The sequence below is a fragment of the Pseudomonas sp. TCU-HL1 genome, from assembly GCF_001708505.1.
Lineage (GTDB): Bacteria > Pseudomonadota > Gammaproteobacteria > Pseudomonadales > Pseudomonadaceae > Metapseudomonas.
Window position 1 is genome coordinate 4,088,386 of record NZ_CP015992.1, and the last position, 25,987, is coordinate 4,114,372.

Consider the following 25,987-nt stretch of genomic DNA (forward strand, 5'->3'; position numbering starts at 1 on the left):
CACAAAAAAGACCTAAACCGCTCCCAACGCCTGCAACACGCTGGCCCCGGTGAAGAGGAACAGCACCTGCTCCTCCGCCTCCGCACGGATGGCCTCGCGGCGATCCGGTTCGCCGATGTAGTCCAGGGACATCTGGAACAGGTTGCGGCTGATCAGGCGCGACACGCGCCGTACCACCGGCTCGGGCACCGTGGCCGGCAGCAGCGTGTACTCGAAGACGTCTTCGGCCATGTCGGCGGCGAAGTCTTCCATCACTTCGCGCAAGGCTTCTCGCAGCACCGGTGAGGCGCCATGCAGCTCACGCACGCCGATGATGAAGGCCTCGGCGTTACCGTCGACGAAATCGAAGAACAGCTGCACCGTCTCATGGCAAACCCGCCGGCCTCGTCCGAGGTCGATGCCCATCAGCTTCGGCGTACCGCCGCCATCGCCCTGCACGGCACGTGCCGCCGCCTCGCGGCGAAGGTCGCGCAAGGGCTGGCGGAGCTGCGTGGCAATCGTGCGGATGATCGCCAGGCCCAGGTCATCCACATCCTTGAAGTGGCGATAGAAGGTGTTGGGGTTCAGCCCGGCCTCCCGCGCCAACTCGCGCAGGCCCAGGCTACCCAGGCTGCGGCTCTGGGAACCCAGGCGCAGCGCCGCCTCCATCAGCAGGCGCTTGCCGGGTGCATCGGGGGCTCGGTCTGGCGACTGCGAACTGTCGCCGCTGACGGAATTCATGTCTGGCCCTACCTAAGGTTGGTTGTGACGCCGTTGGATTGCCGGCGAGTATACAGTTGTCTACCTTGGTATGCAGCTGTATACGTCGCAACTAATAAGAAAGGAGCTCCGCCCATGAACGCGTCAGCCTCACCCCGTCCCATCGCCCGCCATTGCAAGATTGCCATCATCGGCTCCGGCTTCTCTGGCCTGGGCATGGCGATCCGCCTGAAGCAGAAGGGCGAGAACGATTTCCTCCTGTTCGAAAAGGAGCCCGGCATTGGCGGCACCTGGCGGGTGAACAATTACCCGGGCTGCGGCTGCGACGTGCAATCGCACCTGTATTCATTCTCCTTCGAGCCGAACCCCAACTGGACGCGCATGTTCGCCAAGCAAGGGGAAATCAAGACCTACCTGGAAGGCTGCTGGGAAAAGTACCGATTGCAGGACAAGACCCTGCTCAACACCGAAATCACTCGCCTGGCCTGGAATGACGTGGACGAGCTGTGGCAGATCGAAGACGCCGCCGGCCATCGCTACACCGCGCAGTTCGTGGTCTCCGGCATGGGCGCCCTGTCCACCCCGTCGACCCCGGCGCTGCACGGCCTGGAGAACTTCAAGGGGATGCGCTTCCATTCCCAGCAGTGGAACCACGACTACGAACTCACCGGCAAGCGCGTCGCCGTGGTCGGCACGGGCGCCTCCAGCATCCAGTTCGTACCGCAGATCCAGAAACAGGTCGCCCAGCTCGACCTCTACCAGCGCACCGCGCCCTGGATCATGCCCAAGCCCGACCGCGCCATCAGCGAGGGCGAGCGCTCCCGCTTCAAGCGCTTCCCCTTCCTGCAGACACTCTGGCGCGGCGCCATCTACGCCGTCCTCGAAAGCCGCGTGGTGGGCTTTGCGCTGACGCCACGGGTGATGAAACTCGCCGAACTGGTCGCCAAGGGCTACATCAAGCGCAAGATCAAGGACCCGGTGCTGCGCGCCAAAGTCACCCCGGACTACACCATGGGCTGCAAGCGCGTGCTGATTTCCAACGACTACTACCCGGCGCTGGCCCAGCCGAACGTCGACGTGATCACCGACGGCATCCAGGAAGTCCGCGCCCATAGCATCGTCACCGCCGACGGCCAGGAACGCGAGATCGACGCCATCATCTTCGGCACCGGCTTCACCCCCAGCGACCCGCTGCCCCGTGGCGTGGTGTTCGGCCGAAACGGCGTCGACCTGCTGGATACCTGGCCACAAGGCCCCGAAGCCTACAAGGGCACCCTGACCGCCGGCTTCCCCAACCTGTTCTTCCTCATGGGGCCGAACACCGGGCTTGGACATAACTCCATGGTCTACATGATCGAATCGCAGATCCATTACGTGCTCGGCGCCCTCGACCTGCTCGACGCCCGCCGCCTGCGCTCTCTGGAGGTCAAGCGCGACGTGCAGGACAGGTTCAACGGCAAGCTCCAGGGCAGCCTCGGCAATACCGTGTGGAACGCCGGCGGCTGCAAGAGCTGGTACCTGCACCCAGTGACCGGTCGCAACTGCACCGTCTGGCCCGGCTTCACCTGGCGCTTCCGCCTGCTGACCCGCAACTTCGACCCGGCGGCCTACCATTTCAGCCGCAGCGTGCCCGCGCACGCTGCCCAGGGACCGCTGCAACTGGCCACCCTGGAGGTGTCGGCATGAAATCCTTTGAGAATAAAGTCGCTGCAGTCACTGGTGCCGGTTCCGGCATTGGCCGCGCCCTGGCCTGCGCCCTCGCCCGCCAGGGCTGCCACCTGGCCCTGGCCGACGTGAATGCCGACGGCCTGTCAGAAACCGCAGCCCTGGTGCGCAAGCTGGGCGTGCAGGTCACCGAAACCCGCGTCGATGTCGCCGACCGCGACGCCGTGCACGCCTGGGCCGAACAGGTAGTGCTGGACCACGGCCGGGTCAACCTGATCGTCAACAACGCCGGCGTCGCCCATGCCGGGACAGTTGATGGCAGCGACTACTCGGAATACGAGTGGATCATGAACATCAACTTCTGGGGCGTGGTATATGGCACCAAGGCTTTCCTGCCACACCTCAAGGCCAGTGGCGAAGGCCATGTGGTTAACGTTTCCAGCGTGTTCGGCCTGTTCGCGCAACCGGGCATGAGCGCCTACAACGCCACCAAGTTCGCTGTGCGCGGCTTTACCGAGTCATTGCGCCAGGAACTGGACATGGAAGGTTGTGGCGTCTCGGCCAGTTGCGTGCACCCCGGCGGCATTCGCACCAACATCGCCAAGACCGCGCGCATGAACGACAGCCTGGCCAAGGTCACCGGACAGGAGTCCAGCCGTGCCCGCCAGCAGTTCAACGACCAGTTGCTGCGCACCAGCCCGGAAAAGGCCGCCGACGTCATCCTGCGCGGCGTGCTCAAGGATAACCGGCGCATCCTCATCGGCGCCGACGCCTGGGCACTGGACGGCATGCAACGCCTGCTGCCGACCCTCTACCAGCGCCTGGTCACCAGTTCCATGCGCCTGGCCGCGAAGTTCGCGCCCAAGCCAAGGGCGGTGGAAGTGTCCAAGGCCGTTGATTGATCCCAGGGGCTGCTGCGCAGCCCTTGGCGATTGAAATCGCCCCTACAGGCTGTAGGGGCGAATTCATTCGCGATGCAGGACGCAGTCCTGCCGTAGGTTGGGCAGAGGAACGAAGCCCAACGATGCGAGGCACACCAAAAAACCCTGGCACCGCCCTCTCCAAAGATGACTACGAAGTCACTCGTTCGGATATCCGAACGATATTCGGAGTGCATATTCGGAAGCCCGGACAAGACGAAAATCCCGTTAGCCGCCTATCAAATAAAAAACATTTAATTTCAACAACTTATATATAAATCAAAGTCACCATACAGCTGGCACGCATCCTGCGAATACAGATCCCCGACGGACGCGAACTCCTGCTCGCGCCGATAAGAACAATCAACATCGAGGACTGTCGTTCATGCGTATGCTCCCCAAGGTTCTGGCCACCGCTATCGCAGCAACCCTGATCTCCGCTCCGGCCTTCGCCGCCGAGCTGACCGGTACCCTGAAGAAGATCAAGGAGACCGGCACCATCACCCTCGGTCACCGTGACGCTTCCATCCCCTTCTCCTACCTCGGCACCGAGCCGGGCAAGCCCATCGGCTACTCCCATGACCTCCAGCTGAAAGTGGTCGAGGCCATCAAGCAGGAACTGGGCATGCCGGAACTGAAGGTCCGCTACAACCTGGTGACCTCCCAGACCCGTATCCCGCTGGTGCAGAACGGCACCGTGGACATCGAGTGCGGCTCCACCACCAACAACCTCGAGCGCCAGAAGCAGGTTGGTTTCTCGGTCGGCATCTTCGAAGTAGGCACCCGCCTGCTGTCGAAGAAATCCGCCGGCATCAATGAATTCGACGCCCTGAAAGGCAAGAACGTGGTGACCACCGCCGGCACCACCTCCGAGCGCCTGCTCAAGTCCATGAACGCCGAGAAGCAGATGGGCATGAACATCATCTCGGCCAAGGACCACGGCGAATCCTTCCTGATGCTGGAGTCCGGCCGCGCCGTGGCCTTCATGATGGACGACGCCCTGCTCTACGGTGAAATGGCCAAGGCCAAGAAGCCCGATGACTGGGTCGTGACCGGCACCCCGCAGTCCTTCGAAATCTACGGCTGCATGGTCCGCAAGGGTGACGAGCCCTTCAAGCATGTGGTCGACAAGGCCATCGCCAACACCTTCGCCTCCGGCGAGATCAACGGCATCTACGACAAGTGGTTCACCCAGCCCATCCCTCCGAAGGGCCTGAACCTGAACTTCCCCATGAGCGAAGAGCTGAAGAAGCTGGTGGCCAATCCCACCGACAAGTCGGCTGAAGAAATCTGACGCAGCCCCGCTCCGCTTCAGCTCCCCTCTCCCTTAAGGGAGAGGGGTTGGGGGAGAGGGTGGTGGGCTCCGTGCATGGCCATGCTGCCCTCTCCCCGGCCCTCTCCCTGAAGGGAGAGGGAGTTTCCCCCCTTCCACTGCCTTCACCGCAGAACGATCGACCTGATAGGGGACAACCCTGATGAATTACAACTGGGACTGGGGCGTGTTCCTCAAGTCCACCGGGATCGGCAGCGAAATCTACCTGGACTGGTTCGTCACCGGCCTGGGCTGGACCATCGCCATCGCCCTGGCGGGCTGGATCATTGCCTTGCTGCTGGGCGCGCTGCTCGGCGTGATGCGCACCGTGCCGAACCGCTGGGTTTCCGGCATCGCCACCGTCTACGTGGAAGTCTTCCGTAACGTGCCGCTGCTGGTGCAGCTGTTCCTCTGGTACTTCCTGGTACCCGACCTGCTGCCGGAACCCCTGGAAATCTGGTTCAAGCAAGACCTCAACCCGGCCACCTCGGCCTACCTCAGCGTGGTGGTCTGCCTCGGCCTGTTCACCGCCGCCCGCGTCTGCGAGCAGGTTCGCACCGGCATCCAGGCACTGCCCAAGGGCCAGCTCGGCGCCGCCCGCGCCATGGGCTTCCGCCTGCCGCAGATCTACCGCTACGTGCTGCTGCCCCAGGCCTTCCGCATCATCATTCCGCCGCTCACCAGCGAGTTCCTCAACATCTTCAAGAACTCCTCGGTGGCCTCTCTGATTGGCCTGATGGAGCTGCTGGCGCAGACCAAGCAGACCGCCGAGTTCTCCGCGAACCTGTTCGAAGCCTTCACCCTGGCCACCCTGATCTACTTCACCCTGAACATGAGCCTGATGCTGATCATGCGCACGGTGGAGCGGAAGGTCGCGGTGCCCGGCCTGATCTCCGTAGGGGGTAAATGATGGATTTCTCCGCGATCATCCCCGCCCTGCCGGGCTTGGCCGACGGCCTGCTGATGACGTTCCAGCTGATGGTGCTGGGTGTATTCGGCGGCGTGGCCCTGGGCACCCTGCTCGCCCTCATGCGCCTGTCGCACAGCCCGCTGCTGTCGAAAGTTGCCGGGCTGTACGTCAACTACTTCCGTTCGATTCCGCTGCTGCTGGTGATCACCTGGTTCTACTTCGCGGTGCCCTTCCTGCTGCGGGCGATCACCGGTGAAGACACCCCGGTAGGCGCGTTCACCTCGTGCCTGGTGGCCTTCATGATGTTCGAGGCGGCGTATTTCTGTGAAATCGTCCGCGCCGGCATCCAGGCCATCCCGAAGGGCCAGATGGGCGCGGCCTCCGCCCTGGGCATGACCTACGGCCAGAGCATGCGCCTGATCATCCTGCCGCAGGCCTTCCGCAAGATGACCCCGCTGCTGCTGCAGCAGAGCATCATCCTGTTCCAGGACACCTCGCTGGTTTACACCGTGGGCCTGATGGACTTCCTCAACGCCGCCCGTTCCCGTGGCGACATCATCGGCCAGCCCCACGAGTTCCTCATCTTCGCCGGCCTGGTCTACTTCAGCGTGAGCTTCATCGCTTCCCAGCTGGTCAAACTCCTGCAGAAAAGGTTAGCCGTATGATTTCCATCAAGAACGTCAACAAGTGGTATGGGGACTTCCAGGTGCTGACCGACTGCAGCACCAACGTGAAGAAAGGTGAAGTGGTGGTGGTGTGCGGCCCCTCGGGCTCGGGCAAATCCACCCTGATCAAGTGCGTGAACGCCCTGGAGCCCTTCCAGAAGGGCGACATCGTGGTCGACGGAACCTCCATCGCCGACAAGGCCACCAACCTGCCCAAGCTGCGGTCCCGTGTCGGCATGGTGTTCCAGCACTTCGAGCTGTTCCCGCACCTGTCCATCACCGAGAACCTGACCATCGCCCAGACCAGGGTGCTCGGCCGCAACAAGGACGAAGCCCTGGACAAGGGCCTGAAGCTGCTCGACCGCGTTGGCCTCAAGGCCCACGCCCACAAGCATCCCGGCCAGCTCTCCGGCGGCCAGCAGCAGCGAGTGGCCATCGCCCGCGCCCTGGCCATGGACCCGGTGGTGATGCTGTTCGACGAACCCACCTCCGCACTGGACCCGGAAATGGTCAACGAAGTGCTGGACGTGATGGTCGAGCTCGCCCAGGAAGGCATGACCATGATGTGCGTGACCCACGAGATGGGCTTCGCCCGCAAGGTCGCCGACCGCGTAATCTTCATGGACCGCGGACAGATCGTCGAAGACTGCGCCAAGGACGAGTTCTTCGGTGACGTCAACGCCCGTTCCGATCGCGCCCAGCAGTTCCTCGCGAAAATCCTCCAGCACTGATGCAACGCGCCCCTCTCCCACTCGTGGGAGAGGGGCCGGGGGAGAGGGCAAAACCGCCCGCGCATTCCCCCGACCTACTCCGCCACTCGGCACCCGGGCGGCGACTGGAACGGCCTGGATGTCTATGATGCAATGCCCTACCGCCAGCCTCCGCGCCGTGCCGCCCGCATTGACCGTGAAACCGCGCCTGTTCCGCCACGTCCTGCTGTTCCTGCTGCTGCTCCTGTGCATGCTGGGTTTCGGCTACATCGGCTATCACCTCAGTGAAGTCGCCGGCATCCGCCAGCTGAAGGATAACGGCGAGCGCCAGCTGGAACTCCACGCCCGCGCCGTGGAAAGCGAGATCAACCGCTACACCTACCTGCCCAGCCTGCTGGAGCTGGAGTCCAGTGTCAGCCACCTGCTGCTCAATCCCACGCCCTATCGGCGCAACCTGGTCAACGACTACCTCGAAGGGCTGAACCGCCGCAGCGGCGCCCGCGCTATCTACCTGCTGGACACCTCCGGCCGCGTGCTGGCCACCAGCAACTGGCGCGACAGCGACAGCTACCTGGGCGAAGACCTGTCCTTCCGCGCCTACTTCCAGGAAGCCGTGCAGGGGCGCCCCGGCCGCTTCTACGGCATCGGCAGCACCACCGGCGAAGCCGGTTACTACCTCGCCCACGGCCTGCGCTACCAGGGCCGGATCATCGGCGTGGCGGTGGTCAAGGTGAAGCTCGAATCCCTGCAGGAGCGCTGGGAAAAGGCTCGGCTACAGGCCTTCGTCAGCGACGAGAACGGCATCATCATCCTCTCCAGCGACCCGGCCCTGCGCATGAAGGCCGTACGCCCGCTTTCGGCCGAAGACAAGGAACGCCTGGCCCGCAGCCTGCAGTACTACTGGTGGGCGCTGAACGAATGGGAGCCGCGCAACCGCGAGGTGCTGGGCGAAGGCCTGGAAGCCATCAGCTTCGCCGCCAGTGGCCCGCAAGGTGAGGAAGAAGGCGAAGTCGCCTACCTCGCCCAGACCCGCACCCTCAACGACACCCCCTGGCATTTCACCCTGCTTTCCCCGCTCGCCGACCTGCGCCGTGAAGGCGTAATCCAGGGCATGCTCGCCGCCGTCGGCTTCGCCCTGCTGGCCTTCCTGCTGATTGCCTGGAACGAGCGACGCAAGGTCATTGCCACGCGCCTGGCCGCCCGCGAGGCGCTGCTGGCGGCCAACAACGAACTGGAACGCCGCATCGCCGACCGCACCCAGGACCTGCGCGCCAGCAACAGCCGCCTGCTGGCGGAAATCCGCGAACGCAAGCAGACCGAAGAGAACCTGCGCAAGGCCCAAGACAGCCTCGTCCAGGCCGGCAAGCTGGCGGTGATCGGGCAGATGTCCACCAGCATCGCCCACGAACTCAACCAGCCGCTGGCGGCGCTGCGCACCCTGTCCGGCAACACCGTGCGCTTCCTTCAACGCGGCGCCCTGGAAACCGCCAGCACCAACCTCGCGGCCATCAACGAGTTGGTCGACCGCATGGGCCGCATCACCGCCAGCCTGCGCGCCTTCGCCCGGCGGTCCGACGACCACGGTGTCGCGCGCCTGGGCAAGGCGGTGGACGCCGCCCTGTTCCTCCTGCAGAGCCGGCTGGAGCGCACTTCCCTGACCCTGCACCGGGACTTCGCCGACGTGCTGCTGGCCATCGACCAGACTCGCCTGGAGCAGATACTGGTCAACCTCATCACCAATGCCCTGGATGCCATGGCCGGGCAGGCCGACTGCCAGCTCTGGCTGAGCGGCGTGGCCGAAGGCAACACCTACCGCCTGCAAGTGCGCGACAACGGCCCCGGCATCGACCCAGCCAACCGCGTGCACCTGTTCGAACCCTTCTTCACCACCAAGCCCGGCGAACACGGCCTGGGCCTGGGCCTGACCCTCTCCGCCAGCCTGGCCACCGCCGCTGGCGGCAGCCTGGCGGCCCATCACCCGGAAAGCGGCGGCACCGCCTTCGAGCTCTGCCTGCCGCTGCTGGAAAGCCCCGAAGATTCCATGAGCCCCGCCCCATGACCGAGCCGCTCAGCGTCCTCATCGTCGAAGACGACCCCCACGTTCTGATGGGCTGCCAGCAGGCGCTGGCCCTGGAAGACATCCCCAGCATCGGCGTCGGCAGCGCCGAGGAAGCCCTGGCCCAGGTGGGCGAGGACTTCGCCGGCATCGTCATCAGCGACATCCGCCTGCCCGGCCTGGACGGCCTGACCCTGCTGGAGCGTCTCAAGGCCCGCGACCGCAGCCTGCCGGTGGTGCTGATCACCGGCCACGGCGACATTTCCATGGCCGTGCAAGCCATGCGCGACGGCGCCTACGACTTCATGGAAAAGCCCTTTTCTCCCGAACGTTTGGTGGACGTCGCCCGCCGCGCCCTGGAGCAGCGTGCCCTGGCCCGCGAGGTGTCGAACCTGCGTCGCCAGCTCGCGGGCCGCCAGTCCCTGGAGCAGCGCATCATCGGCCGTTCGCCGGCCATCCGGGCCCTGCGCGAGCTGATCGCCAACGTCGCCGACACCTCGGCCAACGTCCTGATCGAAGGCGAAACCGGCACCGGCAAGGAACTGGTCGCCCGCTGCCTGCACGACTGCAGCCGGCGCCACACCAGGGAATTCGTCGCGCTCAATTGCGGTGGCCTGCCGGAGAACCTGTTCGACAGCGAAATCTTCGGTCACGAGGCCCACGCCTTCACCGGCGCCGGCAAGCGCCGCATCGGCAAGATCGAGCATGCCCACCAGGGCACGCTGTTCCTCGACGAGATCGAGAGCATGCCGCTCAACCTGCAAATCAAGTTCCTCCGAGTCCTGCAAGAACAAACCCTGGAACGCCTCGGCTCCAACCAGCCGATTCCGGTGGACTGCCGCGTGATCGCCGCCACCAAGTTCGACCTGGACGAGGAAGGCCGTGCCGGACGCTTCCGCAGCGACCTCTACTACCGCCTCAACGTGGTGACCCTGGAACTGCCGCCCCTGCGCGACCGCCGCGAAGACATCCTGCTGCTGTTCGAACACTTCCTGCAGCTCTCCTCCCTGCGCTTCGACCGCACTGCCCCCGAGCTGGACAACGCCACCGTTTCCGCGCTGATGGCCCACGACTGGCCGGGCAACGTGCGCGAGCTGCGCAACGTCGCCGAACGCTTCGCCCTCGGGTTGCCGGTGTTCAAGAAAAGTGGCCAGACACCGGACGGCAACGAACCGCGCTTTGCCGAAGCGGTGGAAGCCTTCGAGAAGAGCCTGCTCAGCGCCGCCCTCGAACGCCACGGCGGCAACCTCAGCCAGGCCTGCATCGCCCTTGGCATGGCCAAGACCACGCTGTTCGACAAGGTTAAGAAGTACGGGCTTTGAAAGGGTGGAAACGACTTTGTAGGGGCGAGTGAATTCGCCCCTACAAAGATTTCCTCCTCATCCGCCATGGTCTAAAACCACCAGACCACCCCACACGAACCGCCGCCATGCCCCTGCTCCACCGCGCTATCCATGCCAGGCCCGGTGAACGGGTCCCGGCCCTGGCCGCCTTCGCCCTGTTGCTGTGCCTGTTCGGCGGCTACTTCATGCTGCGGCCGGTGCGCGAAACCATGGGCATCGCCGGGGGCGTGGAGAACCTGCAATGGCTGTTCAGTGCCACCTTCGCCGCCATGCTGCTGGCCGTTCCCGCCTATGGCTGGCTCAACGCGCGAGTGCCGCGGCGGGTGTTCCTCGACTGCGTCTACCTGTTCTTCGCCAGCAACCTGCTGGGCTTCGCCTGGCTCTTGTGGCGCACGCCCGATCCACTGTGGGCGGCGCGGACGTTCTACGTCTGGCTGTCGGTCTACAACCTGTTCGCGATATCCCTGGCCTGGAGCCTGCTGGCCGACGTGTTCGACCGCCGCCAGTCCAAACGGCTGTTCCCCGCCATAGCCGCTGGCGCCAGCCTGGGCGGAATGATCGGTCCACTCGCGGGCGGGTTGCTGGTGGGGCGTGTAGGCATTGCCGGACTGCTGGTACTGGCCGCCCTGCTCCTGCTGCCCACACTCGCCCTGCGCCGCTACCTGATGACCTGGCGCGGCATCGGTGGTGCGGGTCGGCATGGCGCGGAGAACGAACCGCCGGAACGCCCGGTGCCCGGCAACCCCTTCGCAGGCATCAGCCTGGTGCTGGGCTCGCCCTACCTGCTGGGGATCTGCGCCTTTGTCCTGCTGCTGTCCTGCACCAGTACCTTCCTCTATTTCGAGCAGGCACGGCTGGTGGCGGCACTGTTCCCGGACAGCCAGCAGCAGGTCCGCGTATTCAGCCTGATCGACTTCGCCGTGCAGGCACTGTCGCTGATCTGCCAGCTGTTCATCGCCGGGCGCGTGGCACAGCGCTTCGGTGTCGGCGCGCTGCTGGCGGGGGTGCCGCTGCTGGTGTCCCTGGGTTTTCTCGCCCTGGCCCTGCTACCACAGTTCGCCGTGCTGGCCGGAGTGATGGTGCTGCGACGGGTGGGCGAGTACGCCTTCGTGCGGCCGGGGCGGGAAATGCTCTTCGTGCCGCTCGGCGCCCAACTCAAGTACCGAGCGAAGAACTTCATCGATACGGTGGTCTATCGCGGAGGCGACGCCCTCAGCGCCTGGCTCAACGCACTGCTCAATGGCATCGGCCTAAGCGCCGCCCTGGTGGCGCTGGTGGGCGCGGGCGTTGCGCTGGCCTGGTCCGCGCTGGGCTGGCGCCTCGGCCAGCGTCACGAGCACACTGAATCCCCGGCAACCTCACAGGAGGCCAAGCCATGAGAACCGGCATCACCCGCGCCGAATTCCTCCGCCTCAGTGCCGGCACGGCGCTCCTGGCCATGAGCCCATTCAGTCTCGGTGCAGAAATGGGCCAGCAGTCGCTGCGTCGCCGCACCATTCCTTCCAGCGGCGAGCAGTTGCCGGTGATTGGCGTCGGTACCTACCGAGGCTTCGACATCTCGCACAGTGCCCGCGAAGCCTGGGCCGATTGCCTCAAGGTGCTGGGAGAACTCTTCGCCGCTGGTGGCTCGGTGATCGACAGCTCGCCCATGTATGGCCAGGCGGAGGAAGTGGTCGGCGGCCTGCTCAACGAACTCAGGGCCCACGACCGCGCCTTCGTCGCCACCAAGGTCTGGACCCAGGGCCGCCAGCAAGGGGTGGAACAAATGCGGCACTCCATGCGCCTGCTGCAGCGCCAGCGCATCGACCTGATGCAAGTGCACAACCTGGTGGACTGGGAGGCTCACCTGGCGACGCTGCGGCAATGGAAGGACGAAGGGCTCATCCGCTACCTGGGCGTGACCCACTACACCTCCAGCGGCTACGACGAGCTGGAACAGGTGCTGCGCGCCGAGAAGCTGGACTTCCTGCAGGTCAACTATGCCCTCAACGACCGCGAAGCCGAGGAGCGCATCCTGCCCCTGGCCCGGGAGCGCGGCGTGGCAGTGCTGATCAACCGCCCCTTCGGCGGCGGCAACCTGCTGCGCAGCCTCCTGCAGCAACCGCTACCGGACTGGGCCGCCGACTACGACTGCATGAGCTGGCCGCAACTCTTGCTGAAGTTCTGCCTCAGCCACCCGGCGGTAACCTGCGTGATCCCCGGAACGGGCAACCCCCGCCATATGCTGGACAACCTCCAGGCCGGGCGGGGGAAGGAAGCGGATCAGGCATTGCGGGACAGGCTGATCCGGCTCTTGTAGGGTGGAAGTCGCTCTTAATTTCCACCATCGGTGCCAAGCCGGACTCCGCGCTTTCGTAGGAGCGAGCTCTGCTTGCGAAACCTCGCACTGAACGTTCGCGAGCAGAGCTCGCTCCTACAACCTGCTCAGCCCGCCGTCAGGCCGAGAACCCACCATCGATCATCAGGTTCGCCCCGGTGATGTAGCCGGCTTCCGGACCCGCGAGGTAGGCCACGAAACTGGCGATTTCCTCGGCCTGGCCGTAGCGCGGCAGGGCCATCAGCTGCTTGAGGGAGGTGGCGAACTCGCCGTGGTCGGGGTTCATCTCGGTGTCCACCGGGCCGGGCTGCACGGTGTTGACGGTGATGCCGCGCGGGCCGAGGTCGCGGGCCAGGCCCTTGGTGAAACCGGCCACCGCTGCCTTGCTCAGGGCATAGACCGAGCCGCCTGCAAAGGGCATGCGCTCAGCGTTGGTGCTGCCAATGGTGATGATGCGGCCACCCTCGCCCATCACTCGGGCGGCTTCCTGGCTGGCGATAACCACGCTGCGCACGTTGACGTCCAGGGTGCGGTCGAGGTCGTCGATGCTGAAGTCTTCGATGGGAGCGACGGCCAGCACGCCGGCGTTGTTCACCAGGATGTCGAGGCGGCCGTAGGTTTCCACGGTGTGGCGAATGGCGGCGCGGATGGCCTGCTCGTCGCGGCTGTCGGCCTTGATGGCGATGGCGCGGCCACCGGCAGCTTCGATGGCCTGTACCACTTCAAGGGCGCTGCTGGCGGAAGCCGCGTAGCTCAGAGCTACCGCAGCGCCCTCATTGGCCAGGCGTTTGGCGATGGCAGCGCCGATGCCACGGGAACCGCCCTGGATGAATGCGACTTTGCCTTCGAGGGTTTTCAGAGTGCTCATTTGGAATCTCCTGGAACTGGGGTTGGTGTGGAAGACGGCCCCAGTATTCACCCCGCATTCACAACCGATAAGCTGGCAATCGCTATATTCAATCGATACCAACGGTTTACGGTGATCCTATGGAAACCCTCAGCAGCATCGAGTGCTTCGTCCGCGCCGCCGAAGCGGGCAGCTTCGCCGAAGCCGCGCGGCGCCTGGGTCTGACGCCAGCAGCAGTGGGCAAGAACGTGGCGCGGCTGGAGTCCAATCTCGGCGTTCGGCTGTTCCTGCGCAGCACCCGCCGCCTGACCCTGACTGAGGCCGGTGAGCGCTTCCTGGCGGAGGTGAGTGGCGGGCTGGCGAGCATCCAGGGCGCGGTGGCAAACCTCGCCAGCAGCCAGGGCCAGCCGGCGGGCACCCTGAAGGTCAGCATGGGCATGGCCTTCGGTCGCGACTACATCCTGCCGCACCTCGCTGACTTCCTCGCTCGCTACCCGGCGATCATCCCCGACTGGCACTTCGACAACCGCCCCGTGGACCTGATCGGCGAAGGCTTCGACGCGGCCATTGGCGGCGGCTTCGAACTGCCGCCCGGCGTGATCGCCCGACAACTGGGGCCGGCCCATCGGGTGCTGCTGGCATCCCGGGAATACCTGGCGTGCAACCCGGCCATCGAATCGCCGGACGACCTGGCCCGGCACGACGGCATTCTCATTCGTTCACCGCAGACCGGACGCGTGCGGGCCTGGCCGCTGCGCACGCGCGACGACCGCCAGGCGACCTTCGAATTGAAGCTGCGCATGGCCATGACCGATCCGGAAGCGGCCTGCCATGCTGCGATGCAAGGGCTGGGGGTGACCCTGGTGAGCACGGTGCATGCCCTGCCCCACCTGCGCAGCGGCAGCCTGGAACGGGTGCTGCCGGACTGGTACGTGGACACCGGCAGCCTGTCGCTCTACTTCAGCGCGCAAAAGCTGCTGCCGGCCAAGACCCGCGTGTTCATCGACTTCATCGTCGAACGTTTCCGCGAGCAGAAGATGGCGGAACAATTCAACGCCAACTGGCGGCCCGGCACGTAATGAGCCAGGGCTCTGTAGGGTGGAAGTCGCTTTTCACTTCCACCAACGAGCCACGCCGGGGCTCTCGGATTGGCAGGAATCGACCATCAGACATGCTCGCTACGGGCCGCCACATGCAGGTTGCGCCCGGCGCCCAGGCCGAACGCCGTGGCGGCCAGGCTGATCACCACGAAGATGATACCCACCGCGCTCCAGCCCTCGGTGAGGTCATGCACCACGCCTACCATCAGCGGGCCCATGGCCGCCAGGGTGTAACCCACGCCCTGGGCCATGCCGGAAAGGTTGGCTGCCACGTGGGCGTCCTTCGAGCGCATTACGATCAGCGCCAGGGCGATGCTGAAGGTGCCGCCCTGCCCCAACCCGAGCACCACGGCCCAGCCCCAGATGCCGGACAGCGGCGCATAGAGCATGCCCAGCAGGCCGGCCAGGGTCAGGCCCATCACCAGCACCACGGCGACGCGCTGGTCGCGGCCACGGGTGGCCAACCAGGGCGCGCCGAGGGCACTGATCAGTTGTGTCATCACCGAACCGGAGAGCACCAGTCCGGCCTGCACCGCGCTCAATCCCCGGTCGATCAGGATCGACGGCAGCCAGCCGAACACGATGTAAGCCAGGGACGATTGCAAGCCCATGTAGAGCGTCACCTGCCAGGCCAGCGGGTCGCGCCACAGGCCAGTCACCTTGTAGGCCTGACGATGGGCGTGCTGGCCCTGGCGAGCCTGGGATAGCCAGATCAGCGCCGCGAGAATCGCCGGCAGCGCCCAGAAGGCCAGGGCCGGTTGCCAGGCCTGATCCATGAACTCGGCCAGCGGCACCGTGGCGCCGGCGGCCAGCGCCGCGCCCAGGCACAGCGCCATGGTGTAGACCCCGGTCATCAGGCCGGCGATGTGCGGGAAATCGCGCTTGACGATGCCCGGCAACAACACACCGATGATGCCGATGCTCGCCCCCGCCACCAGGCTGCCGATGAATAGCCCCGCCACCGGGAACAGGCTGCGCAGCACGATGCCGCCAGCCAGGGTAAACAGAATGAGCAGCACCGTGCGCTCACTACCCAGGCGCCGCGCCAGCATCGGCGCCAGCGGTGCGAACAGGCCGAGGCAGAGCACCGGCAAGGTGGTCAGCAGGCCGGCGCCGGTGGCCGACAGGCCCGTGGCTTCACGCACCATGTTCAGCATCGGCGCCAGGCTGGACAGCGCCGGACGCAGGTTCAGCGCCACCATCACCAACCCTGCCAGCAGCAGCCAGGTGCTGCCGCGCACCGCATGGGGTTGGAGCTCATCGTCGGCTTCGGCGTCGATCAGCAGTTCTTCCGGCGGACAGTTCGAGGGTTCCGGGGCGTCATCCAGCGGACGGGAAGTGGTCATGAAAGCAGTTCCATAAGAGGGGCAAGATCAGTTCAACAATGCGCGGTTGGCCGCTGCGGCGGCGTCCGCGTCTTGGCGTTCGATGGAGTCGAGCAGTTCGCAGTGCTGGTCGGAACTCGGCTGCTCCCGCTCGGGAATTTCAGGAAAATAAGGTTAGCTCCCTAACCAATTCGCCGCAACCGACATACTTGCGAGTAACGAAATAGTCATTATCGGCGCGGATGATTTTTCCCCCTCCCCGGCCGTTGGTAGCCTGCACTCACTCACCAACACCGCTCGGGAACGTCCCATGAAGCACGCCCACATCCTTGCGCTGACCGTAATGGCACTGATCCTCACCGGCTGCGCCAGCCGACCCGAACCCGAGCAACGCCCCTACACCGACGCCGAAGTGAAACAGTTCGCCCTGGAAATGCTCAGCCGCGCCGGCCTGCCCTATGACGACTACGAGAAGGTGCGCCAGGCCATCCTCCAGCCCAAGGTGCCCGAGGCGGGGAAGGACCTGCCCAAGCAACTGCCGCGCAGGGGCTGACCCTCTACCGAGCCGCCGGGGCTCACTGTGGGGGCGATTTCAATCGCCAAGCAGGCCGCAGGCCTGCCGTAGGTTGGCGCTGAGGAACGAAGCCCAACGTGAGGGCGTGACCACGATCGTTGGGCTTCGCGGAGCTCAGCCACAACCTACGAGAAGCAAGGCGAATGAATTCGCCCCTTCAGGTTCAGCCACCCTTACGCCACACGCTCGCTAGCCAGGGCTGCTGCTCGCGCGGCAGGCCGGCAGGGCGGTAGTAATGCTCCAGGGCTTCGAAGCCCGCGTCCTCCAGCAATGCCTTCCAGCGCTCAAAGTCGTGCCAGGCGCCGTAGCGGCTGCCGCTCCAGCCTTCGTCGTTCTGCCCGCGCGGGTTGGAGCTGAAGAGCACGCCGCCGGGCTTGAGAGTGGCGTGCAGCTGGCGCAGGACGCGGGGTAGTTCCTGACGCGGCACGTGGAACAGGCTGGCATTGGCGAAGATGCCGTCGAAGCGTTCGGCGGGCAGATCGAGGGCGAGGAAGTCCTGGTGCCAGACCTCGCAGCCGGAATCGGCGCGGGCCATGGCGACGAAACTTTCCGCGCCGTCCAGGCCAATCGCCCGGTGGCCCAGGCGGGTAAAGGTTTGCAGGTCGCGACCGGGACCGCAGCCGAAGTCGAGGAGGGTGAAGGGGGCGCTACCCCGGATATGCCGCAGCAGTGCCTCGATGTTCTGGCTCACGTCGTGGTCGCGGGTGCCTTCGCGAAAGCCCTCGGCGTTGCGGTTGTAGTCGTCGAGGGTAGTGGCAGTGATGCTGGCGAGGTCTTCCGGTTGCAGGGGCATGGGCGGCTCGGGGCGGCGTATTGCGGGAACGTCAATTCTACCTCCAGTGCGGCGGCAACAATGCCCCGCGCCGCCTATCGTTCTGGAATCATGCCTCCACGAAGGGCACCTGCATGGCAGCTTCCGGCAAGAAGATGGGCCTCACCGGGCTTACGACCCTGGTGGCAGTGAACATGATGGGCTCGGGCATCATCATGCTGCCGTCCGGCATGGCGCAGCTCGGCGCGATCTCCCTGCTGTCCTGGGTGATCACCGCGGTGGGTTCCATGGCCATCGCTTACTGCTTCGCCCAGTGCGGCATCTTCTGCGCGCGTTCCGGCGGGATGTCGGCCTACACCGAGGAAGCCCACGGTAAATCGGCCTTCTTCCTCTGCTCCTACCTCTATTTCCTTTCGCTGGCCATCGGCAATGTGGCCATCGCGATTTCCGCCGTGGGCTACCTGACGCCCTTCTTCCCCTGGCTGGGCAGCGGCGCCGTGCCGCTGTTCATCGGGGCCTTGGGGTTGATCTGGCTGACCACCCTGGCCAACTTCGGCGGGCCGAAGGTCACCGGGCATATCGGTTCGATCACGGTCTGGGGGGTGATCATCCCGGTAGCGGGGCTGTCGGTGATCGGCTGGTTCTGGTTCGACGCCGACACCTTCGCGGCGGCCTGGAACCCGAACGGAATCGCCACCAGCGACGCCATCACCCAGAGCATCCCCCTCACCCTCTGGGCCTTCCTCGGCATGGAATCGGCGGCGCAGAACTCCGACGCCGTGGAGAACCCCAAACGCAACGTGCCGCTCGCCTGCCTGCTGGGCACGCTGGGTGCGGCGGTGATCTACGTGCTGTCCACTTCGGTGATCATGGGCATCGTGCCCAACCCCGAATTAGCCAACTCCAGCGCACCGTTCGCCTTCGTCTACGCGAAGATGTTCAACCCGCTGGTGGGTGACGTGATCATGGGCCTGGCGGTGATGGCCTGCGTCGGCTCGCTGCTGGGCTGGCAGTTCACCCTGGCGCAGACCGCCAAGGTCACTGCCGAGCAACGCATGTTCCCGGGGCTGTTCGCCAAGGTCACCCTGCTCGGCGCGCCCATCGCCGGGCTGGTGGCCAACGCCGCCCTGCAGAGCGCCATGGCGATCTCCACCATCTCGCCGAATGCCTCGGAGCAGTTCGGCAAGCTGGTCAACCTGGCGGCAGTGACCAACATCGTCCCCTACATCACCTCACTCTCGGCGCTGCTGGTGATCATGCAGAAGGCCGGGGTGAAGGGTTATCCGCACCACCGCAATGTCGTGGTGCTGGCCATCGCCATGGCGTACAGCTTCTATGCGCTGTACGCCTCGGGGACGGAGGCGGTGTTCGGCGGGATGATCGTCACCGCGGTGGGCTACCTGATGTTCGGCTACATCGCCGACCGTTTCCTCGAAGAACGCGCCGAGCGCGCTCGAGCCTTGGGCCTGGAGGACAACGCATGAACCCGAAAGCGCTCCCCTGGCTGCCCCTGTTGCTGACACTGCTGCTGCCGTCGCAGGCGCCGGCCCAGACGCTCGAGCGTATCCGCGCCAGCGGCACCCTCACCCTCGGCTACCTGCCGGACCAGCCGCCATTCTCTTCCGCCGAGGGCGAAGGGGCGTCCGGCTACGCCATCGACCTCTGCCAGAAGGTGGCCGACCAGCTGCGCACCCAGCCGGGCCTGGCGTCGCTGAAAGTACGCTTCGTACCCCTGGCGCCAGACAAGGCCCTGGACGTGGTGCATGACGGCGGTGTGGACCTGCTCTGCAGCCCCATGGTGGAAACCCTGAAACGCCGCCAGAACGTGGCCTTTTCCCTGCCCGTGTACACCGCGGGTATTGGCGTGGTGCTACGCAAGAACGCCCCGCCGTCGCTGGTCAAAGTGCTCAATGGCGAGGTGGAGCAGACCGGTCCCACCTGGCGCGCCACCCTCAATCGCGGGCTGGCGGCCCACAGCTTTGCGGTGCAGGGTGGCACGGTGGTAGAGGACTGGGCGCGGGAGAAACTGCGGCTGCTGAAGGTGCTGGTTTCCCTGGAGACGGTGGCGAGCCCCGCCGAAGGCGTCGAACGCGTGGCCAACGGCCAGGTGGATGCCTTCTTCGCCAACCAGATGATCCTGCGCAGCCTCGCGGCACGGGACACCGCTAACACCAACCTGATGGTGCTGGACCGGCGCTTCGAGTTCGAGCCGGTGTCCATGGCCCTGGCCCGGGGCGACGAAGACTTCCGCCTGCAGGTGGATACCGCGCTGAGCCAGCTCTACCGCTCCGGCGCCATCGTGCCGCTCTACACTCGCTACTTCGGCGCCCCCAGCGAGCTGGACCAGACGTTGTTCAAGGTCTACTCACGCCCCTGAGAGCCGGCTCATGGTTTTCCGAATTCAACCGCAAGAGTCGGGATGCGGGCGGCACTCTGCCCGCATACTCTCTGCCATGACCGAACAGCATGCGGATAGCGCCATGAAGCCCTCAGCCCATACCGCCATTGAACAAGACCCGCGTTGGGCCGCCGTGCAGGCCCGCGACCCGGCCGCCGACCGGCAGTTCGTCTACGCGGTGAAGACCACCGGCATCTACTGCCGACCCAGCAGCCCGACCCGCCTGCCGCGCCCTGAGAATGTCGAGTTCTTCGACAGCGCCGAGGCGGCCGAAGCCGCCGGCTACCGGCCCAGCCGCCGCGCCGCTGCCGACATGACCCGCGTTGCCGAACAGCATGCGGCACTGGTCGCGGCCGCCTGCCGGCAGATCGAAACCGCCGAGGACGCACCGGGGCTGGAGGCCCTGGCCGAGTCGGTGGGCATGAGCGCCTCGCACTTCCACCGGGTGTTCAAGGCAGTCACCGGCCTGACTCCCAAGGCTTACGCCCGCGCGCGTCGCGCGCGCAAGGTACGCGACCAGCTCGGCCCCGGCACCTCGGTGACCGAAGTGATCTACGACGCGGGCTTCAACTCCAACAGCCGCTTCTACGCGGACTCCGCCCAGGTGCTGGGCATGAAGCCCGCCGACTATCGTGCCGGCGGCACCAACAACGCCATTCGCTTCGCCCTGGGTGAATGCTCGCTGGGCCATTTCCTGGTGGCGCAGAGCGACATCGGCGTGTGCGCCATCCTCCTTGGCGACGATCCGGACGCCCTGCTGCGCGACCTGCAGGACAAGTTTCCCCGCGCCCGCCTGATCGGCGGCGACAGCGACTTCGAGCAACTGGTGGCCAAGGTCATCGGTTTTATCGAAGCGCCGAGCCTCGGCCTGGACCTGCCGCTGGACGTGCGCGGCACCGCCTTTCAGGAACGGGTCTGGCAGGCCCTGCGGGAAATCCCCGTCGGCAGCACCGCCAGCTATGCGGACATCGCCGAACGCATCGGCTCGCCTCGCGCTGTACGCGCCGTCGCCCAGGCCTGCGCGGCCAACAGCATCGCGGTGGCCATCCCCTGCCACCGCGTGGTGCGCAGCGACGGCAACCTCTCCGGCTACCGCTGGGGCGTGGAGCGCAAGCGCCGCCTGCTGGAGCGCGAGGCCGAGGGGTGAAAAGCTGGACCCTGCTGGGAGCGGACGGCAGGCCCTACTCCAGCCCCGTTCCCGGCACGCTGGGCGGGCACCGCAAGACGCGCCTCTACGGCCGCCTCGATTGCCCCAGCGCCCTGCGCGCCATTGCACGGGGCGGGTATGTGAAGGACCGGGTGTTCTTTCTCGATGAAGCCACCGCACGGGCTGCGGGATATCGGCCTTGTGCAAGGTGCATGGGGGCTTCCTACCGAGCATGGAAGGCTCATCGCAAATGAATTCGCTCCCACAAGAATCGCGGAGTTGTGGGAGCGAATTCGTTCGCGATACAGGACGAAGTCCTGTCGTGGGTTGGTGCGGGCCACGTTGGTCTGAGGAACTAAGCCCAACAGGGCTATCGTTGGGCTTCGCTAAGCTCAGACACAACCTACAAGAGCCTCACGCCAGGCCGTGGACTAAACCGTTGTAGGGTGCGCCGTGCGCACCGGCGGTTTTACGTGGTGCCGAAGCTGATCCCGGAATTGGTGCGCACAGCACACCCTACGATGCAGACCGAGCTAAAGAGGCCCGCCTTGTGCGTGGGGGAGGATTTGCCCCCCTTCCAGGGGGCTACCGCAAGGGAGCAGCTGCACTGCCCTTGGCGATTGAAGTCGCCCCTACAGACAAACGATCAACCTACTGCGTAACCACCACTGTTCCACCTTCCCGCGCTGCCTGGGCGATGGCTTCGACCACCCTCAGGTTCTGCAAGCCGTCGCGCACGCTCACCAGGGGCTCGGCTTCACCACGGATGACCTGGCAGAAATGCTCCAGCTGCCGCGCCAGCGGGTCTTGCCGCTCCAGCTCGGCCACCGCGCAGGTGAAGGGTTTCCACCAGGAGCGGTCTTCCGGCCGGTCGTAGCACTTCAGGCGCAGGGTGGGGACGGCCAGGGAGCCACCGGTGCCGGCGATCAGGTAGCAGTCTTCATTGTCGTAGCTGGGATAGTCGCGGTTTTCCCGTGAGGTCTGCTCCCAACTGCGCGCCGAAGCGGCGGTGTCGGAGAGCAAGAAGCTGCCCAGGGCGCCACTGGCAAAACGCAGGCTGATGGACACCGTGTCTTCCACCGGAAAGCCTCGGGTAGCGCTGGAGGCCAGGGCCTGCACGGCGACGATCTCGCCGCACAGCGAACGCAGATTGCCGATCTCGTGAATCAGGTTGATCAGCACCGGCCCACCGCCGGCTTGCCGACGCCAGGGCGCGGCGTCGAAGTAGTCGTCCGGCTTGTAGAACAGCGCGCTGCCCATTACCGCCACCAGGCTTCCCAGGCGCCCCTCGCCAATGATCGCCCGCGCACGTTCGAGGATCGGGCTATGGGCGCGGTGATGGCCCACCAGCAGCGGTACCTTCGAGCCTTGGCTGGCGAGCAGTAGCCGCTCGCCCTCCTCCAGGCTGTGTGCCACCGGCTTTTCGATCAGTGCGGGCACGCCGGCCTGCAGACAGATCAACGCCTGCGCCACATGCAACGGGTTGGGCGTGGCAAGGATGATGCCGTCCGGTCGCCCGGCCTCGAACAGCGCTTCCAGCGAGGGGTACCGCGGCACACCCGCCCGTTGGGCAGCGGCTTCGGCGGCGGGGGATGGGTCCACCAGGCCGACGAGTTCGCAGGCAGGGTTGGCCTGGATGAGTTCAAGGTGGCGCTGGCCGATCAGGCCGGCGCCGGCAATGGCGATGCGAAGGCTGCTCATATCGTCGATCGATTCCTGTGGGGAGAAGGTCGATCGAGAGACTAATATTCACTGTCCAACCAATAATCAGCCGCCATGAAAAATCAGAATGCGCTTTTAGCGAACAATGATCCCTTCCTCCGTGACCTGTTGCTGTTCTGCACCGTGGCCCGGCGCTCCAGTTTCGTGGCCGGCGCGACGGAACTGGGCATCTCCCCCGCCCATGTCAGCAAGCGCATCGCGATGCTGGAGGAGTCCCTCGGGGTCAAGCTGTTCAACCGCACCACGCGGCGGGTGAACATCACCGCCGACGGCGAGGCCGCCTTCGCCTGGGCACAGAAGATCCTCGAAGACGTGGAAGGCATGGTGGAGGCCCTGTCCGGCCTGAAGGGCGAGCCGCGCGGGGTGCTGCGCATCGCCACCAGCCTGCGCCTGGGAAGGGACTACGTGTCGCCGGTGCTGTCCCTGTTGCGCCAGCGGCATCCGGGGCTGGAAGTCTGGCTGGAGCTGCTGGACCGGCGGGTGGACCTGATCGGCGAGAACTTCGACATTGACCTGCGCGTGGGCGAAGTGCACGAGCCGCACCTGATCGCCCACAAGATCGCCGCAAGCTACCGCATGCTCTGCGCCGCGCCGGCCTACCTGGCGCGACGCGGCCAGCCGCGCACCCTGGCCGAACTGGCGCAGCATGAGTGCCTGCTGTTCCGCGAACGCGAGCTGGGCTTTGGCGTCTGGCGCCTGTCCGGCCCCAACGGCGAGGAAACCGTGAAGGTCACCGGCCCCATGGCCTCCAACCACAGCGACGTGGTGCGCCAATGGGCGCACGAGGGGCACGGGGTGATCATGGCCTCGGTCTGGGACGCCGCCCCGAGCATTCGCGCCGGCAAGCTGGTGCGGGTGCTGCCGGCCTACCAGCAGAGTGCCGATGTCTGGGCGGTGACCGCCGCGCGCGCCTCGGGCTCGACCAAGGTGAAGCTGTGCATCGACTTCCTCAAGGAACAGCTCGCCCACGGGCCCCACGCCCTGGATATCCGCCTCTGAACCTTGCCCGCTAGCGCACGTAATCACTCTCCATCACGTCCCGATAGGCCGCGGCGAAGGCCTTCCAGTCCTCATCCGGCATGGGCTTGCGGTGCTCCTTGAACTGCTCGTAGTCATGCTTTGACGCGCTGTAGGCAGTCAGGCGGTGGCAGCTCTTGGCCAGACCCAGCAGGGCAATCTCCGCCTTCTGCTCCCGCTCCCCCGTGACCTTGACGAAGATGTTCTTCGGGTAGAGCCGGCCATGCTCCCAGCCGGCGCGGTGCATGCGCCCGATGGTGTTGGCCAGTTGCTGGATCATCTGCTGGCGCAGATCGGCCGACGCCGGCCGGGCATACCACTCCTCGAGGCTGATGAAGCCGTCCAGGCTTTCAGTGATGAGCAGCGCCTGCCATTCGGTCTCGGTCTTGCGCGCCGCGCTGAATACCACCTTGGGCACGCGTATGCCCAATTGCGCAAGAGCCTGCAGGGCCTTCATCTCATGGAGGATGGTGGGCTCACCAAAGGGATGGACCAGATCGCGGTGGAAATGGTTGATCTGGCGCTTGCTGTAGAGCACCTGGCCATCCGGCGCATGTAGCCGCTGGATGCCGCTTTCGCCGCTCAGCAACTGGTCCTGGGAGTCGAACCATTCGCCGTAGGTATCCCACCACTTGTCGAAGCTGCCTTCCGAGGCGGCGTTGTCGTGCCTGAACCACTGGGTGTTCACAAGAGCACCTCCTCGTGGAGCACCTTCGCCCCACCGGGCTACTGCCGAGGCAACCCGACGCGGGCCGCCGCCTGAGACCGGGGAACAGATCCCCTGGATTCAACTTAGCGCCCTTTTGCCCAGTTTGCTGGCGCGTTCCAAGGCATATGGAAGTCGAATCCAGACAACTCCCGGCAGAGCATTGGACCTATGGTGATGGGCCTTTCATCAGATCGTTTGGAGCTGAAATGTCCGACTTCATCACCGTTCTGCGCGAAACCTGCCCCACTCCGGTTCTGGATGCCACCAAGTGGAAGCGCATCGGCGGCGATCCGCACACCGTGAACCTCAACGCCTACCTCTCCAAGGACGGCAGCAAGATCATGGGCACCTGGATCTGCACCCCCGGCAAGTTCGAGGTGAACTACGAAAAGTGGGAGTACTGCCACTTCCTCGACGGCTACTGCATCATCACCCCCGAAGGTGAAGAGCCGAAGCACCTGAAGGCCGGCGACGTGTTCGTGATCGAGCCCGGCATGAAAGGCACCTGGGAAGTGGTGGAGACGGTGCGCAAGTACTTCGTGTTCGCCTGAGCCTATCGCGCCTGAACTGATGGGTTTCGCAAGCTCTACCCATCCTACGAGCTGAGCAGGCAAAGACGTAGGTTGGGTCGGGCGGCGTTCCGCGAGGAACGAAACCCAACACAACAATGCTCGATGGCGAATTCATTCGCGAAGCAAAAGGCCGGGCATGTGCCCGGCCTTTTGCCGTCTGGGGCCGATCAGGCCTTGTAACGATCCGCTGCTGACGAACGCGACAGGTTCGGCGCCATATGGAATCGGGCGGCGGTAAAGCGCTCCCAATCGTCCTTGTCCGGCAGCGAGGGGATGCTCACCAGCTCGCCCTGGTCCAGGCCGGCCAGCGCGGCGTCGACCATCTCGCCCACGTCCATCAGGATTTCCTGGGGGATGTTCTCGATCCCGGTGCCCGAGCGTTCCCAGATTTCGGTACGGGTCGCACCCGGCAGCACCACTTGCACGCGCACGCCCTTGTCTTTCACTTCGGCATTCAGCGACTGGCTGAGGTTGAGCACGAACGCCTTGGTACCGCTGTAGGTGCCGTTGAACATTTCCGGCGCCAGCGCCAGCACCGAGGCGATGTTGATGAGGGTGCCGCGCCCCTGGGCGACGAAGTTGGCGGCAGCGGCGGCGGCCAGGTGCGTCACGGCCACTACGTTGAGCTGGATCATGGCATCGAAGCGGTCCAGATCAGTGTCCAGCAGGCTGCCGCTGACGGCCACGCCGGCGTTGTTCACCAGCACGCTGATGGCGGCATCGCTGCGCAGGCGCTGGGCCACGCGGGTCAGGTCGGCCTTGTCGGTCAGGTCGGCCTTCAGCACTTCCACCTTCACACCGGCGGTTTCGCGCAGCGTGGCGGCCAGCGCTTCCAGGCGCCCCTGGTCACGGGCGACCAGCAGCAGGTCATGGCCCCGTTCGGCCAGGCGCCTGGCATAGGTGGCGCCGATGCCAGTGGACGCGCCAGTGATCAGGGCAACGCCTTGGTGCTTCTGTTCGCTCATGGTTCTGTCTCCGGGGAAGGTGCTCGTGATTGAGCGATGGACTTAAATTACACTCGTAATATTACAAGCGCAATATACCCACTCAAACCATTCGTCGCGACGAGGGCCAATAAATCCCCGCAGGGTTTGATTTATCCCGAACCAGAATCCCGCCAAAAAAAACGGCGCGCGGGCAGCAATCCCGGGCGCCGTAACACTGCCTAGCAGCTGTGGTAACGGACCGCCGGCCCTGGTCGCCGGCA

The 25,987-nt window shown here is 65.3% G+C and carries 25 protein-coding genes; 18 read left to right on the forward strand and 7 right to left on the reverse strand.

Annotated elements, in window-relative coordinates:
• Positions 1 to 12: 12 nt before the first annotated feature.
• Positions 13 to 720, reverse strand: a complete 708-nt coding sequence (locus THL1_RS18940) for a TetR family transcriptional regulator (protein ID WP_069084665.1) — start codon at positions 718 to 720, stop codon at positions 13 to 15.
• Between the two features lie 114 nt (positions 721 to 834).
• Here THL1_RS18940 and THL1_RS18945 point away from each other — a divergent pair, with 114 nt between their 5' ends.
• The 10 genes from THL1_RS18945 to THL1_RS18990 all read left to right on the forward strand — a co-directional run bounded on the left by THL1_RS18945 (position 835) and on the right by THL1_RS18990 (position 12,579).
• Positions 835 to 2,385: a flavin-containing monooxygenase gene (locus THL1_RS18945; protein ID WP_069084666.1), complete on the forward strand. Its 1,551-nt coding sequence runs from the start codon at positions 835 to 837 to the stop codon at positions 2,383 to 2,385.
• Positions 2,382 to 3,266, forward strand: coding sequence for an SDR family NAD(P)-dependent oxidoreductase (locus THL1_RS18950; protein ID WP_069084667.1), 885 nt, complete (start codon positions 2,382 to 2,384; stop codon positions 3,264 to 3,266). The genes THL1_RS18945 and THL1_RS18950 overlap by 4 nt, the downstream gene beginning before the upstream one ends.
• A 403-nt stretch (positions 3,267 to 3,669) precedes the next feature.
• Entirely contained in the window at positions 3,670 to 4,578 is a 909-nt protein-coding gene (locus THL1_RS18955) for a glutamate/aspartate ABC transporter substrate-binding protein (RefSeq protein WP_069084668.1), read from the forward strand.
• Positions 4,579 to 4,759: 181 nt separating this feature from the next.
• Positions 4,760 to 5,506: an amino acid ABC transporter permease gene (locus THL1_RS18960; RefSeq protein WP_069084669.1), complete on the forward strand. Its 747-nt coding sequence runs from the start codon at positions 4,760 to 4,762 to the stop codon at positions 5,504 to 5,506.
• Entirely contained in the window at positions 5,503 to 6,171 is a 669-nt protein-coding gene (locus THL1_RS18965; protein WP_177343844.1) for an amino acid ABC transporter permease, read from the forward strand. The genes THL1_RS18960 and THL1_RS18965 overlap by 4 nt, the downstream gene beginning before the upstream one ends.
• Positions 6,168 to 6,902, forward strand: coding sequence for an amino acid ABC transporter ATP-binding protein (locus THL1_RS18970; RefSeq protein WP_069084671.1), 735 nt, complete (start codon positions 6,168 to 6,170; stop codon positions 6,900 to 6,902). Before THL1_RS18965 ends, THL1_RS18970 begins: the two co-directional genes overlap by 4 nt.
• A gap of 127 nt (positions 6,903 to 7,029) precedes the next feature.
• Positions 7,030 to 8,940, forward strand: coding sequence for a sensor histidine kinase (locus THL1_RS18975; RefSeq protein WP_069084672.1), 1,911 nt, complete (start codon positions 7,030 to 7,032; stop codon positions 8,938 to 8,940).
• Positions 8,937 to 10,259 carry a sigma-54-dependent transcriptional regulator gene (locus THL1_RS18980; RefSeq protein WP_069084673.1) on the forward strand — a complete coding sequence of 441 codons (1,323 nt, stop codon included), beginning with the start codon at positions 8,937 to 8,939 and terminating at the stop codon, positions 10,257 to 10,259. The genes THL1_RS18975 and THL1_RS18980 overlap by 4 nt, the downstream gene beginning before the upstream one ends.
• A 107-nt stretch (positions 10,260 to 10,366) precedes the next feature.
• Positions 10,367 to 11,659 carry an NTP/NDP exchange transporter gene (locus tag THL1_RS18985; RefSeq protein ID WP_069084674.1) on the forward strand — a complete coding sequence of 431 codons (1,293 nt, stop codon included), beginning with the start codon at positions 10,367 to 10,369 and terminating at the stop codon, positions 11,657 to 11,659.
• Positions 11,656 to 12,579, forward strand: a complete 924-nt coding sequence (locus tag THL1_RS18990) for an aldo/keto reductase (RefSeq protein WP_069084675.1) — start codon at positions 11,656 to 11,658, stop codon at positions 12,577 to 12,579. Before THL1_RS18985 ends, THL1_RS18990 begins: the two co-directional genes overlap by 4 nt.
• A gap of 136 nt (positions 12,580 to 12,715) precedes the next feature.
• Here THL1_RS18990 and THL1_RS18995 read toward each other — a convergent pair whose 3' ends face one another.
• Positions 12,716 to 13,465: a 3-oxoacyl-ACP reductase family protein gene (locus THL1_RS18995; RefSeq protein ID WP_069084676.1), complete on the reverse strand. Its 750-nt coding sequence runs from the start codon at positions 13,463 to 13,465 to the stop codon at positions 12,716 to 12,718.
• Between the two features lie 119 nt (positions 13,466 to 13,584).
• Between THL1_RS18995 and THL1_RS19000 the strand changes: the two genes are divergently transcribed.
• Complete coding sequence (locus tag THL1_RS19000; RefSeq protein ID WP_069084677.1) at positions 13,585 to 14,523, forward strand: LysR family transcriptional regulator; 939 nt, start codon at positions 13,585 to 13,587, stop codon at positions 14,521 to 14,523.
• 86 nt (positions 14,524 to 14,609) lie between these two features.
• Here the strand turns inward: THL1_RS19000 and THL1_RS19005 are convergent, their stop codons facing one another.
• On the reverse strand, positions 14,610 to 15,890 hold the full coding sequence (locus tag THL1_RS19005; protein WP_069084678.1) for a CynX/NimT family MFS transporter: 1,281 nt from the start codon (positions 15,888 to 15,890) through the stop codon (positions 14,610 to 14,612).
• 289 nt (positions 15,891 to 16,179) lie between these two features.
• Here THL1_RS19005 and THL1_RS19010 point away from each other — a divergent pair, with 289 nt between their 5' ends.
• Positions 16,180 to 16,422: a hypothetical protein gene (locus THL1_RS19010; protein ID WP_069084679.1), complete on the forward strand. Its 243-nt coding sequence runs from the start codon at positions 16,180 to 16,182 to the stop codon at positions 16,420 to 16,422.
• 184 nt (positions 16,423 to 16,606) lie between these two features.
• On the opposite strand, the gene THL1_RS19015 is transcribed toward THL1_RS19010, so the two are convergent.
• Positions 16,607 to 17,236 carry a class I SAM-dependent methyltransferase gene (locus tag THL1_RS19015; protein ID WP_069084680.1) on the reverse strand — a complete coding sequence of 210 codons (630 nt, stop codon included), beginning with the start codon at positions 17,234 to 17,236 and terminating at the stop codon, positions 16,607 to 16,609.
• 113 nt (positions 17,237 to 17,349) lie between these two features.
• Here THL1_RS19015 and potE point away from each other — a divergent pair, with 113 nt between their 5' ends.
• From potE to THL1_RS29155, 4 genes are all read left to right on the forward strand, one after another.
• Entirely contained in the window at positions 17,350 to 18,699 is a 1,350-nt protein-coding gene (potE, locus tag THL1_RS19020) for a putrescine-ornithine antiporter (protein WP_069084681.1), read from the forward strand.
• Positions 18,696 to 19,592 carry an amino acid ABC transporter substrate-binding protein gene (locus THL1_RS19025; protein ID WP_069084682.1) on the forward strand — a complete coding sequence of 299 codons (897 nt, stop codon included), beginning with the start codon at positions 18,696 to 18,698 and terminating at the stop codon, positions 19,590 to 19,592. Before potE ends, THL1_RS19025 begins: the two co-directional genes overlap by 4 nt.
• A 103-nt stretch (positions 19,593 to 19,695) precedes the next feature.
• On the forward strand, positions 19,696 to 20,760 hold the full coding sequence (gene ada / locus THL1_RS19030) for a bifunctional DNA-binding transcriptional regulator/O6-methylguanine-DNA methyltransferase Ada (RefSeq protein ID WP_069086566.1): 1,065 nt from the start codon (positions 19,696 to 19,698) through the stop codon (positions 20,758 to 20,760).
• Positions 20,757 to 21,014, forward strand: a complete 258-nt coding sequence (locus THL1_RS29155; protein ID WP_083245949.1) for an Ada metal-binding domain-containing protein — start codon at positions 20,757 to 20,759, stop codon at positions 21,012 to 21,014. Before ada ends, THL1_RS29155 begins: the two co-directional genes overlap by 4 nt.
• Positions 21,015 to 21,411: 397 nt before the next feature.
• Here THL1_RS29155 and THL1_RS19035 read toward each other — a convergent pair whose 3' ends face one another.
• Positions 21,412 to 22,461 (reverse strand): Gfo/Idh/MocA family protein, encoded by a 1,050-nt coding sequence (locus THL1_RS19035; protein ID WP_069084683.1) that lies wholly within the window; start codon positions 22,459 to 22,461, stop codon positions 21,412 to 21,414.
• A 75-nt stretch (positions 22,462 to 22,536) separates the two neighbouring features.
• On the opposite strand from THL1_RS19035, the gene THL1_RS19040 reads away from it, so the two are divergent.
• Positions 22,537 to 23,481 carry a LysR family transcriptional regulator gene (locus THL1_RS19040; RefSeq protein ID WP_069084684.1) on the forward strand — a complete coding sequence of 315 codons (945 nt, stop codon included), beginning with the start codon at positions 22,537 to 22,539 and terminating at the stop codon, positions 23,479 to 23,481.
• Between the two features lie 10 nt (positions 23,482 to 23,491).
• On the opposite strand, the gene THL1_RS19045 is transcribed toward THL1_RS19040, so the two are convergent.
• The gene (locus THL1_RS19045; RefSeq protein ID WP_069084685.1) at positions 23,492 to 24,187 is read right to left on the reverse strand and encodes a lipopolysaccharide kinase InaA family protein; all 696 of its coding nucleotides are present in this window, start codon (positions 24,185 to 24,187) and stop codon (positions 23,492 to 23,494) included.
• 227 nt (positions 24,188 to 24,414) lie between these two features.
• On the opposite strand from THL1_RS19045, the gene THL1_RS19050 reads away from it, so the two are divergent.
• A complete protein-coding gene (locus tag THL1_RS19050) occupies positions 24,415 to 24,759 on the forward strand; it encodes a cupin domain-containing protein (protein WP_069084686.1) in 345 nt (114 codons plus the stop codon).
• A gap of 188 nt (positions 24,760 to 24,947) precedes the next feature.
• Here THL1_RS19050 and THL1_RS19055 read toward each other — a convergent pair whose 3' ends face one another.
• Complete coding sequence (locus tag THL1_RS19055; RefSeq protein WP_069084687.1) at positions 24,948 to 25,745, reverse strand: SDR family NAD(P)-dependent oxidoreductase; 798 nt, start codon at positions 25,743 to 25,745, stop codon at positions 24,948 to 24,950.
• Positions 25,746 to 25,987: the final 242 nt, after the last annotated feature.

Excerpts from the sequence above, each read along its gene's own strand:
- THL1_RS18940 (WP_069084665.1), bottom strand. The coding sequence starts at position 720 with ATGAATTCCGTCAGCGGCGACAGTTCGCAGTCGCCAGACCGAGCCCCC.
- THL1_RS18945 (WP_069084666.1), top strand. The coding sequence starts at position 835 with ATGAACGCGTCAGCCTCACCCCGTCCCATCGCCCGCCATTGCAAGATT.
- THL1_RS18950 (WP_069084667.1), top strand. The coding sequence starts at position 2,382 with ATGAAATCCTTTGAGAATAAAGTCGCTGCAGTCACTGGTGCCGGTTCC.
- THL1_RS18955 (WP_069084668.1), top strand. The coding sequence starts at position 3,670 with ATGCGTATGCTCCCCAAGGTTCTGGCCACCGCTATCGCAGCAACCCTG.
- THL1_RS18960 (WP_069084669.1), top strand. The coding sequence starts at position 4,760 with ATGAATTACAACTGGGACTGGGGCGTGTTCCTCAAGTCCACCGGGATC.
- THL1_RS18965 (WP_177343844.1), top strand. The coding sequence starts at position 5,503 with ATGATGGATTTCTCCGCGATCATCCCCGCCCTGCCGGGCTTGGCCGAC.
- THL1_RS18970 (WP_069084671.1), top strand. The coding sequence starts at position 6,168 with ATGATTTCCATCAAGAACGTCAACAAGTGGTATGGGGACTTCCAGGTG.
- THL1_RS18975 (WP_069084672.1), top strand. The coding sequence starts at position 7,030 with ATGCAATGCCCTACCGCCAGCCTCCGCGCCGTGCCGCCCGCATTGACC.
- THL1_RS18980 (WP_069084673.1), top strand. The coding sequence starts at position 8,937 with ATGACCGAGCCGCTCAGCGTCCTCATCGTCGAAGACGACCCCCACGTT.
- THL1_RS18985 (WP_069084674.1), top strand. The coding sequence starts at position 10,367 with ATGCCCCTGCTCCACCGCGCTATCCATGCCAGGCCCGGTGAACGGGTC.
- THL1_RS18990 (WP_069084675.1), top strand. The coding sequence starts at position 11,656 with ATGAGAACCGGCATCACCCGCGCCGAATTCCTCCGCCTCAGTGCCGGC.
- THL1_RS18995 (WP_069084676.1), bottom strand. The coding sequence starts at position 13,465 with ATGAGCACTCTGAAAACCCTCGAAGGCAAAGTCGCATTCATCCAGGGC.
- THL1_RS19000 (WP_069084677.1), top strand. The coding sequence starts at position 13,585 with ATGGAAACCCTCAGCAGCATCGAGTGCTTCGTCCGCGCCGCCGAAGCG.
- THL1_RS19005 (WP_069084678.1), bottom strand. The coding sequence starts at position 15,890 with ATGACCACTTCCCGTCCGCTGGATGACGCCCCGGAACCCTCGAACTGT.
- THL1_RS19010 (WP_069084679.1), top strand. The coding sequence starts at position 16,180 with ATGAAGCACGCCCACATCCTTGCGCTGACCGTAATGGCACTGATCCTC.
- THL1_RS19015 (WP_069084680.1), bottom strand. The coding sequence starts at position 17,236 with ATGCCCCTGCAACCGGAAGACCTCGCCAGCATCACTGCCACTACCCTC.
- potE (WP_069084681.1), top strand. The coding sequence starts at position 17,350 with ATGGCAGCTTCCGGCAAGAAGATGGGCCTCACCGGGCTTACGACCCTG.
- THL1_RS19025 (WP_069084682.1), top strand. The coding sequence starts at position 18,696 with ATGAACCCGAAAGCGCTCCCCTGGCTGCCCCTGTTGCTGACACTGCTG.
- ada (WP_069086566.1), top strand. The coding sequence starts at position 19,696 with ATGAAGCCCTCAGCCCATACCGCCATTGAACAAGACCCGCGTTGGGCC.
- THL1_RS19035 (WP_069084683.1), bottom strand. The coding sequence starts at position 22,461 with ATGAGCAGCCTTCGCATCGCCATTGCCGGCGCCGGCCTGATCGGCCAG.
- THL1_RS19040 (WP_069084684.1), top strand. The coding sequence starts at position 22,537 with ATGAAAAATCAGAATGCGCTTTTAGCGAACAATGATCCCTTCCTCCGT.
- THL1_RS19050 (WP_069084686.1), top strand. The coding sequence starts at position 24,415 with ATGTCCGACTTCATCACCGTTCTGCGCGAAACCTGCCCCACTCCGGTT.
- THL1_RS19055 (WP_069084687.1), bottom strand. The coding sequence starts at position 25,745 with ATGAGCGAACAGAAGCACCAAGGCGTTGCCCTGATCACTGGCGCGTCC.